Raw genomic sequence first — 9,329 nt, 5'->3', positions numbered from 1 at the left:
AAGCTGTCGCAAAGGTGGACCAGACTTGGCATGGGTATCGGTAATCACGATAAATTCAAGTACCCGTGCCCGTTCAGACTGACGTTGTTTACTGACCCGATAGCGAGGAACATCCTGAGTCAGCAATGTGACCTTGCCGCGTTTTAAATTGGCGGTCAGCAGGTCTTTCGGTTCAATATTTCCATCAGTCGAATAACTGGTCAAAATATAGCGGGCATTAATGGTTTCCAATAACTTCTCATACGCCTCTCTGGCATATTTGGATGAGTTATATTGACTCGGACGCTGTTTACGCCAAGCACGGTCAATGCCACTCTTAAAGCCTTTGGTATCGGGTGGTGGCAGATCAACCTGATCCCATAAAGTCAGCGCATTAAGCACATGGTAATTACTGCTATAGGCGTGCTGATTATAGGGTGGATCAAGATAAGCCACATCCACCTCAAAACCACTCATTTGATTGGCCAGATGTTGGGCATCCACACACCACATTTCAGCCGCAGGACGCTTCGTATCGCCAATCTCACAGAAACGGCTTGGGGTCAGCCACAGTAAGGATTCAATCCGTTCCAGTGCTGTTTGGGTCTTACCCCCCCAGCCCTGATGGAAGCTTTTGAATACGCCACTGGTATTGCTGACAAAGCTTGCCGAATACAGCAATGGTGCTAGTAATGCACTCATTTCCACATCATTGATTGCACCCTGTGCCTGCCAGGTTGCGATTTGCTGACGAATCGCATCAATCCGCATGCCATTACGGCGTTTAAAGAACAAACGGTCACGTGCTGGATCATAGATATCGTCATTGCGCGGACAGAGGTTGTGCGTGACCCAGCCCTTAACCTCGGGCAGACGGTTGAGATAATCAATGGCCTTTTGATAGCCACCCAGTTCCTTAAAAGCAGGCGCATCAACACAGGCCAAAATGGCATGGTTCAAGGCATGGCTATAGGGTTCCCAGTCATTGGCGATCACACGATAGCCATTCTGGCGTGCCAAACGCGAGACCACACCACTCCCCGCAAAGAAATCAGCAAAAATCGGTGGGTTCTTTTTCTTGCTATTCAGTGTTTCCGTAATCTCAAGCGCCTCCAAAATAAGGTGCAATAGACGACGCTTATTACCGAGATAGGGAACGAGCTGATGAAAAAGATATTCGTCAGTGGTACGTGCCGCGTGCCGACGTTTGTGATAAACCGATGGTTCTGGATTCATATCATCTCTTGGATAGGGAGCAATCTCAGGCGAATGTCTTGCCCAAGTTGGGTGATATCGACCAACTCAAACCGCAGTTGCTCTGCCATCTGGCTAAATTCAGCATTGAACATTGCACGGGCAGATTGACCAAGTAAGGTGGGTGCAACATAACTGATCATTTCATCAACCAAACCCTGCTGTAAAAAGGCGGTGGACAAAGTTGCGCCAGCCTCAACCAATACATCATAAATTTGGTATTGTTGAGCCAAGGCCTGCAATAATTGATTTAAAGGTTGCGGTGACAATTGTATCACGCCTAAATCGGCAAGTTCCTGACGAAATGGAGTCATCACCATCACTGTTTCAGGATTTTGTAATATCTTGGCAACAAGTGGCAACTGTCCCTGACGGTCTAACACGATACGTTTGGGTTGTACCACGGTCTCAATATCAATATTGTCCAAGGAACGCACATTAAGTTCGCAGTCATCTGCCAGTACTGTTTGAATGCCCGTAATCACTGCACCAGAAACTGCACGCCAATGCTGTACATCCTGCCGCGCGGCCGGGCCTGTAATCCATTTCGATTCACCCGACGCCATCGCGGTACGTCCATCCAGACTGGATGCAATTTTTAAACGCACATACGGCAAACCCGTAGACATCGCTTTTAAAAAGCCCAAATTGAGCGTTTTCGCAGTTTCTACACAAATTCCTGTTTCAACTTCAATACCCGCTGCTTGTAAAATTTGAACGCCTTTTCCCGCGACTAATGGGTTTGGGTCTGAACAAGCGACCACGACTTTCTTCACCTGAGCTTTAACCAATGCTTCGGCACAGGGAGGTGTTCTGCCGTAATGCGCGCAGGGTTCCAGGGTCACATAAGCTGTCGCGCCTTTAGCATGTTCGCCCGCTTGGCGAAGTGCAAAAACTTCTGCATGCGGCTGCCCCGCCTTAGGATGGAACCCCTCTCCAATCAGTTGATCGTTCTTGACAAGGACACAGCCCACATTCGGATTTGGTTTTGTTGAATATTGTCCAAGCCGAGCCAACTCAATGGCACGTTGCATCCAATATTGATCTTGGGATAAATGATTTTGCGTGAACTCAGACATGATTTCTCTAACTCAGGCTTCATTTTCACGTTGTTGCATTTGCTCAATCTGACGACGAAATGCTTCAACATCCTGAAAATCTTGGTAAACAGAGGCAAAACGGACATAGGCGACATGATCCAGCGCAAACAGTGCCTGCATGACAATCTCACCAATGGTTCTCGACTTCACATCCCGCTCACCCAGACGGCGAATCTGCGACTGAATATCACTGAGCACCGTTTCAATTTGTTCCTGGGTCACAGGTCGCTTTTGCAGCGCATGCATCAATGAGCGGCGGAGTTTTTCCTCATCAAAGGGTTCACTTTTTCCATCTGATTTAATCACACGCGGCATCACCACTTCATAACTCTCAAAGGTGGTAAAACGCTCCCCGCAAACAACACACTCACGGCGACGGCGAATCTGGCAGCCTTCGGCGGCCAGACGGGAGTCAATCACTTTACTATCAGCAGCGTTACAAAATGGACAATGCATAGTGGCGCAGTTATTTATCACTTTGCTTAAGTGTAGCAAAGTTTAGGCAATTGCTGAACCTGAGCAAAAGCAGAGCACGGTTTTAATCATCGCATAAAGGGAAATTCAAGGGCAAAGACACAAAAAAACAGCCCTGATGGGCTGTTTTTGGATCACTGAATAATCAGTTATTCGATACGTTCGCCATGTTGGCTTAGGTCAAGACCCATACGTTCGTCATCAGCGCTGACACGGATACCAATCACCAGATCAATCACTTTAAGGATAATGAAAGTCACAACACCACTATATACGATTGTTGCTAATACACCTTCAATTTGAACCCAAAGTTGGCCAGCGAATGTCGGAGCAAGTACAACACCAGCAGCTTTAATGATTTCGTCACTGTAGAAGATACCTGTTAATACGGCACCCACCATACCACCCACAGCATGTAGACCAAAGGCATCCAATGCATCATCTGCTTTAAGTAGGCGTTTCAGTGCAGTAATCCCCCAGAAGCAAACCACGCCACCGATCAGACCCATCACCAACGCACCCCCGACACCAACGAAACCAGCAGCAGGTGTAATCACAACCAAACCAGCAACCGCACCAGAAGCACCACCAAGAACTGAGGCTTTACCACGAACGACACGCTCAACCACCAACCAAGAGAATGCGGCTGCGGCTGCGGCAACTTGAGTGACCAGGATTGCCATACTTGCACGAGCGCCAGCGCCTAATGCGCTACCACCGTTAAAGCCGAACCAGCCCACCCAGATCAGGCTTGCACCCACAACAGTTAAGGTCAGGTTATGTGGCGCCATTGACTCACGGCCCAAGCCTGTACGCTTACCCAGCATATAAGCAGCAACCAGACCAGCAACACCTGAGTTGATGTGAACTACTGTGCCACCAGCAAAGTCCAGTGCGCCTGCCTTGAATAACCAGCCATCCGCTGCCCACACCCAGTGTGTGATTGGTGCGTAAACCAGGATCACCCAAACTGCGATGAATGCCATGAATGCTGAATATTTCATACGGTCTGCAATTGAGCCGCTAATAATCGCAACAGTAATAATGGCAAAGGTCATTTGGAAAATAACAAACAGGCTTTCAGGAATAGTTCCACTCAAGGCATCGAATGCAACACCATTCAGAAAGGCTTTCGACAAGTCGCCAAAGTATGCGCCAGTACCAGAGAACGCAAGTGAGTAACCCGCAATCACCCAAATCAAGCTGACCAAAATTGCCGCAGAAAGGCTGAACATCATGGTACTGAGTACGTTTTTCTTACGAACCATACCACCGTAGAACAAAGCCAGACCTGGAATGGTCATTAACAGAACCAACGCTGTTGAAACCAGAATCCAAGCCGTGTCACCTGTATCCACTGTCGGTACAGCTTCAGCGGCAGGAGCAGCTTCCACAGGAGCTGGTGTTTCTACTGCAATAACTTCTGTTGTTGTGCCATTATCAGCCACAGCTACAGTTTGTTCAGCAGTGACTGGTGCGGATGCAGCATCTTCTGCCCAAACCACGGCAGAGCCACCCAAGAGTGCGCCAGATAGACTGAGCGCCATAAGCATTTTTTTCATTCGTGTCCCCCAACCTTATTTTGTGAGTTATCTGTCTTAATTTTTAACTCAGCAAACTTTATGCCAATTTAGACAGCGTCTGGCCCAGTCTCACCAGTACGAATACGGATGACTTGTTCTAGATTGGTGACAAAGATTTTTCCGTCACCGATTTTTCCTGTGCTTGCGACACGGGTAATTGATTCGATCACCGCATCAACCATTTCATCGCTAATCGCAATTTCAATCTTTACTTTTGGTAGGAAATCAACCACATACTCTGCACCACGGTACAGTTCTGTGTGACCTTTTTGACGCCCGAAACCTTTGACTTCAGTTACGGTAATCCCTTGAACACCAATATCAGAGAGTGCTTCACGCACGTCATCCAATTTGAATGGTTTTACAATTGCAGTTACAAGCTTCATGTTTGTTTTCCTTCGGCTTATTTTCACCAGTAAGGTTTTATATTCAATTTTCATGCCAATATTTAAAGGTTGGGGGTTTTTAAATACTGGACATAAGCTTTCTTTATAACCTATTTAGCCTTGAAGATGTAGATACCCAATCGAAAATAAGTTTCAATTGCGACTATTTAGCTAAATTTATCAGTCAATCATCCAGCCATGATGCACAAGGCTATGGGAATGCGGTGAGCAGTGATACACTGGGCAACAAATACACATAACCGATTGAGCACTTTATGATTGAGACACTTTTACAAGCCATTTTGCAGCAAGTTGACCAGCCGAAAAAAGATTTAGAAAAAAATTTACGCGCCCTCCTGAATGAAAGTATCGAAAAACTGGATCTGGTTTCAAAACAGGAGCTGGATCGTCAGCGAACAGCACTGAATTTGGCCAACCAGCGCCTGAGTGAGTTACAACAGCAAATGGAAACACTTGAAGAAATGGTGCAGAACAAAAAATAAGCACCAACTCAGTGCAACCAATACTGAACAATGACTAAAAATAAAGCACCATGATGGAACAATAACAAATGTCTTTTGCCAAAATTTATACGAGAGGCTTACTGGGGCTACATGCCCCCCAGATCGAAGTGGAAGTCCATATCAGCTCAGGCCTACCCTCCCTAACCATTGTGGGGTTGCCTGAAGCCGCAGTCCGTGAGAGCAAGGACCGTGTGCGCTCTGCGATTATCAACAGTGGTTTTCTTTTTCCAACCAAGCGTTTAACCATTAATCTGGCACCCGCAGACCTGCCCAAGGATGGTTCCCGTCTGGACTTGCCGATTGCACTGGGTATTCTGATCGCCTCTGGACAGTTACCTGAAAATTGTACCGATGGTTTTGAATTTATTGGAGAACTGGCACTGGATGGGCACTTACGCCCTGTTTCAGGAACATTGACCATTGCCATGGCTTGCCAACAGGCACGACATCGCTTGTTACTGCCAACCGCTAATCTCGATGAAGCCAGCCAACTGCCTGAATTTGAAGTGTATGCAGCCAGTCATTTACAGCAGGTGTGTGCACATTTTCTGGGCAATTCGCCACTAAAAGCTGCACCACAAAAATCAATGACGGCATCCTCACGTTATCCATTTGACCTTGCCGATGTCAAAGGACAGTTACGCGCCCGCCGTGCGCTGGAAATTGCCGCGGCTGGTGGACACTCATTATTATTTAAGGGGCCGCCAGGCACAGGTAAAACCTTGCTCGCCTCGCGTTTGCCCTCTATTTTACCGCCATTAAATGCACAGGAAAATTTAGAGGTTGCCAGCATCTACTCAGTTGCAAATGCTCAGCACACTTTCGGGCAAAGGCCGTTTCGCGCACCACACCATACTGCTTCGGCAATTGCATTGGTTGGGGGTGGTTCACAACCCAAACCAGGTGAAATTACCCTGGCCCATTTAGGTGTGTTATTTTTGGATGAATTGCCTGAGTTTGACCGAAAAGTGCTTGAGGTTTTACGCCAGCCACTTGAATCCAAAGAAATTGTCATTTCTCGCGCTGCAAGGCAAATGACCTTTCCAGCAAATTTCCAGTTTATCGCCGCGATGAATCCCTGTCCCTGTGGCTATGCCTTTAATCAGGACAGTCGCTGCCAATGTTCACCTGAAAGTATCCAACGCTATCAAAACCGTATTTCTGGCCCATTGCTGGATCGTATTGACCTGCATATTGATGTACCGCCTTTGCAGGCAAATGAATTACAAGAACGGACACCGAGTGAAAACTCTGAAACGGTGCGTCAGCGGGTGATGAAAGCCTATCAACAGCAAATTCAGCGGCAGAAATGTTTAAATCAGGCACTTTCACCTACTTTGCTGGAGCAATATGCCTGTCTGGATGACAGCTCAAGCAAAATTATTGAGATGGCCCAACAGCGCCTAAATCTTTCAGCACGTGCCTACCATCGGGTGTTACGGGTGGCACGAACCATTGCGGATTTGGCAGAAAGTGAAATCATCTCAAGTTCACACTTGACTGAAGCACTGTCTTATCGGGGTAATTCAACCTAAAATCAGGCCATAAAAAAAGCGACCTTAGAGGTCGCTTTGATTTTTATTGTTATTAGAAAGCGTAAGCCAGTCCCAACACAACCTTGTTCTTTTGTTTGATGTCAGTACGGTCATAGCCACCCAGGATGTAATCCAGACTCCAGTTTGCACCTGTTTCACCTAAAGCATGAGACAAACCAAGCGTTGCATGACGGAAAGCAAAAGTGTTTTCTGTTTTTGCAGTGAACTCATCATCATCCCCATAATAATAAGCACCAATCTGCGCCTTACCTGTAAAACCAGCAGGCAAGGCAGGTGCATAAGTCGCAAGGAAATAGGTGTCACCCTTATTACCGAAAGTAACGTTGTTGAGTAGCGTTTGAGCCGTTACGGTGAGTTCTTTATAGCTTAGACCCAGGAAAGTTTCATATCCTGTTGATTCCCAGCCAGGATAGTAATAATAAATTGTTCCACCAACTTGATAGCCTAGATTATCTGTGATTTTGCCTTTATAACCTGCATAAAAATCACTTTCAAAAGAATCCCTTGAGTTTGTATCGCTACAGCCATCTGGGTTTAGGCAGGCATATGAATAATCCAGGGTTGAAAACCAATAACCTAGATAGAAACCATTGTAGCCATAGTCCAGTCCACCCTGTACAGCTGGACCACTATTTTCAGGTGCATTGGTAATGCCACGTAAATTATAGCTGGATACAGCACTAATATTACCTGTGACTTCACCTGGGAATGGAAGCTTACTATCCTCAGCCAAAGCAAAAGTTGACATTGCAGCCATAACACTTAAAGCAACAGCCTTGCATGCAAATTTCATCATATTGATCTCCCCCATATTATAGATGTTCAACTGATTCATGTTTTGAATTGCATCACTGTGTAATCAGCAAATGCTGTGCCAGTTTTTATGGAATGCAGGGCCTTTAGAAAAAATTTTGTACAATAATATCTTTTTATGTTAAATAACAATTAGATATAAAAATTAATTATGATTACCCCTCCTGATAAATTTTAACATTTACTCAGGATTTGCCGACATGGGGCAGTAATAGTGTGCGCTCATGGAGAATGTTGGCACATGAAAACGGCGCTTTTTTTTAGCGTTCCTGTGCGCCGTAAAGGTGCAGGGATGCTTTTCCCTATACTGAATGGGTCACTCACATTAGGTGAATTTCGGATATAAAAAACAGCCAGCATATGTGCTGGCTGTTTTCTTCGCTAGAGGAGCTGGCAAACCTTTATAAATAAAAGTTCAACACATCCCTAGCCCCCATTAGAACGCCTTGGTTAAGGTAAACACCGCACCCGTTTCTGTACCGCGTTTGTATGGTTGGGCATTGGCATCAATATTGGTGCCAATCGCAGCCAATTCAGCAGTCAAGCCAGAAACAGACTTCACGTTATAGGTGAGGCCCACTTTCCAGTCAACATAGGTGTCATCTTCACTGCCACTGTCGCTAAAGTCGTAGTTATCCACCTTGGTATAGCCAACGCTTGCCACACCACCAAAGCCAGCGGCAAACGGCACATTATAGGTTGCATTTACATACCAGCCATTCTCGTCCAGACCAGCAAAGTCATTGGTATAGTTGACTGCACCCAGCAAGCTGTCACCAGAGGTCAATACATCCTTGAATCCAAGTTTTGCGTAAAGCTCAAGCCAGTTGATATCTGATGCGCTTGGATAACCGTAATACCATAGGCCAACATCCAAAGTGGGTTTGCCTGCAAATGGCAGTTCAGTTGCATAACCAACATATGGGTCTAGCTCAAGATGTGGATCAGCACCACCAAAATTTACATTGGAACCCCAGACACCCGCATAAAGGCCTGATTCATGCGTTAATGCAAAGCCAACTTGCACCGCAGGGTCATTTTCAGTTTGGGTCACACCACGATAACGGTAATCTGAAGTTAAGGCAGCGGTTCCTGCAAAGCTTACACCTGCCTGAGACAGCGCATTCGATTCTTCAGCCATTGCCAAAGTTGAAGCCATCGCCATAACACTTAACGCCACTGCTTTATATGCAAGTTTCATCATTTGATCTCCCCATGATGGATATTTGACTGATTTATGTTTTAAATTGCATCAAAATGTATCTTGCAAAGGTTATGCCAACTCAACAAAAGACAATAAAATCATATATTTGTATTATTAAAGGACTAAAAAGCATTTTCACTTTCCCTATTTATAAGCTTGATGCAGGATTTCGGCTGAAATTTGAACCATTTAAAGGCATATAAATAAAACCATACTATTTTTCGCACAAAAACAATGCTTTTTTAACCCATGAAAACCGCTGGAATGATTGAAACTTATTATTGCAGGCCCTCTCCAGATAAAATGTTCAATAAAAATGCAAAAATGCGCCAGATGCAATCGACCCAGATAGGGTTAAGCACCAATACCATTCATCGGGATGGTATTTTTTACTAGCCAAATGAGCTAATTTCAACCAAGTAGTAAATAAATAATTAAATTAAAAGAAAAAATACA

9 protein-coding genes are annotated in these 9,329 nt (G+C 45.4%); 2 read left to right on the top strand and 7 right to left on the bottom strand.

Annotation, left to right across the window (positions count from 1 at the left end):
* The 5 genes from B4H32_RS12375 to glnK all read right to left on the bottom strand — a co-directional run.
* The coding region (locus tag B4H32_RS12375; RefSeq protein ID WP_286803311.1) for a DNA adenine methylase at positions 1-1,215 on the bottom strand (1,215 nt) is incomplete at its 3' end.
* Positions 1,212-2,312 (bottom strand): bifunctional diaminohydroxyphosphoribosylaminopyrimidine deaminase/5-amino-6-(5-phosphoribosylamino)uracil reductase RibD, encoded by a 1,101-nt coding sequence (ribD, locus tag B4H32_RS12370; RefSeq protein ID WP_286803309.1) that lies wholly within the window; start codon positions 2,310-2,312, stop codon positions 1,212-1,214. The genes B4H32_RS12375 and ribD, both read right to left, overlap by 4 nt.
* A gap of 12 nt (positions 2,313-2,324) precedes the next feature.
* Positions 2,325-2,789 (bottom strand): transcriptional regulator NrdR, encoded by a 465-nt coding sequence (gene nrdR / locus B4H32_RS12365; RefSeq protein WP_004674250.1) that lies wholly within the window; start codon positions 2,787-2,789, stop codon positions 2,325-2,327.
* A gap of 167 nt (positions 2,790-2,956) precedes the next feature.
* The gene (locus tag B4H32_RS12360) at positions 2,957-4,369 is read right to left on the bottom strand and encodes an ammonium transporter (RefSeq protein ID WP_004756384.1); all 1,413 of its coding nucleotides are present in this window, start codon (positions 4,367-4,369) and stop codon (positions 2,957-2,959) included.
* 68 nt (positions 4,370-4,437) lie between these two features.
* On the bottom strand, positions 4,438-4,776 hold the full coding sequence (gene glnK, locus B4H32_RS12355) for a P-II family nitrogen regulator (RefSeq protein ID WP_000780326.1): 339 nt from the start codon (positions 4,774-4,776) through the stop codon (positions 4,438-4,440).
* Positions 4,777-5,051: 275 nt separating this feature from the next.
* On the opposite strand from glnK, the gene B4H32_RS12350 reads away from it, so the two are divergent.
* Together B4H32_RS12350 and B4H32_RS12345 are read left to right on the top strand one after the other, a co-directional pair.
* Positions 5,052-5,279, top strand: coding sequence for an accessory factor UbiK family protein (locus B4H32_RS12350; protein ID WP_004756386.1), 228 nt, complete (start codon positions 5,052-5,054; stop codon positions 5,277-5,279).
* 68 nt (positions 5,280-5,347) lie between these two features.
* Positions 5,348-6,835 (top strand): YifB family Mg chelatase-like AAA ATPase, encoded by a 1,488-nt coding sequence (locus B4H32_RS12345; RefSeq protein ID WP_004680782.1) that lies wholly within the window; start codon positions 5,348-5,350, stop codon positions 6,833-6,835.
* Between the two features lie 52 nt (positions 6,836-6,887).
* On the opposite strand, the gene B4H32_RS12340 is transcribed toward B4H32_RS12345, so the two are convergent.
* Entirely contained in the window at positions 6,888-7,652 is a 765-nt protein-coding gene (locus B4H32_RS12340; protein ID WP_004674245.1) for a TorF family putative porin, read from the bottom strand.
* Between the two features lie 453 nt (positions 7,653-8,105).
* Positions 8,106-8,873 (bottom strand): TorF family putative porin, encoded by a 768-nt coding sequence (locus B4H32_RS12335; protein WP_004680783.1) that lies wholly within the window; start codon positions 8,871-8,873, stop codon positions 8,106-8,108.
* Between the last annotated feature and the right edge of the window lie 456 nt (positions 8,874-9,329).

It is taken from the genome of Acinetobacter sp. UBA2063, assembly GCF_002333245.1.
GTDB classification, from domain to species: domain Bacteria; phylum Pseudomonadota; class Gammaproteobacteria; order Pseudomonadales; family Moraxellaceae; genus Acinetobacter; species Acinetobacter parvus.
This window is presented reverse-complemented; position numbering and strand designations above follow the sequence as displayed.

Coding starts and splice junctions, on each gene's coding strand:
- ribD (WP_286803309.1), bottom strand. CDS start 2,312: ATGTCTGAGTTCACGCAAAATCATTTATCCCAAGATCAATATTGGATG.
- nrdR (WP_004674250.1), bottom strand. CDS start 2,789: ATGCATTGTCCATTTTGTAACGCTGCTGATAGTAAAGTGATTGACTCC.
- B4H32_RS12360 (WP_004756384.1), bottom strand. CDS start 4,369: ATGAAAAAAATGCTTATGGCGCTCAGTCTATCTGGCGCACTCTTGGGT.
- glnK (WP_000780326.1), bottom strand. CDS start 4,776: ATGAAGCTTGTAACTGCAATTGTAAAACCATTCAAATTGGATGACGTG.
- B4H32_RS12350 (WP_004756386.1), top strand. CDS start 5,052: ATGATTGAGACACTTTTACAAGCCATTTTGCAGCAAGTTGACCAGCCG.
- B4H32_RS12345 (WP_004680782.1), top strand. CDS start 5,348: ATGTCTTTTGCCAAAATTTATACGAGAGGCTTACTGGGGCTACATGCC.
- B4H32_RS12340 (WP_004674245.1), bottom strand. CDS start 7,652: ATGATGAAATTTGCATGCAAGGCTGTTGCTTTAAGTGTTATGGCTGCA.
- B4H32_RS12335 (WP_004680783.1), bottom strand. CDS start 8,873: ATGATGAAACTTGCATATAAAGCAGTGGCGTTAAGTGTTATGGCGATG.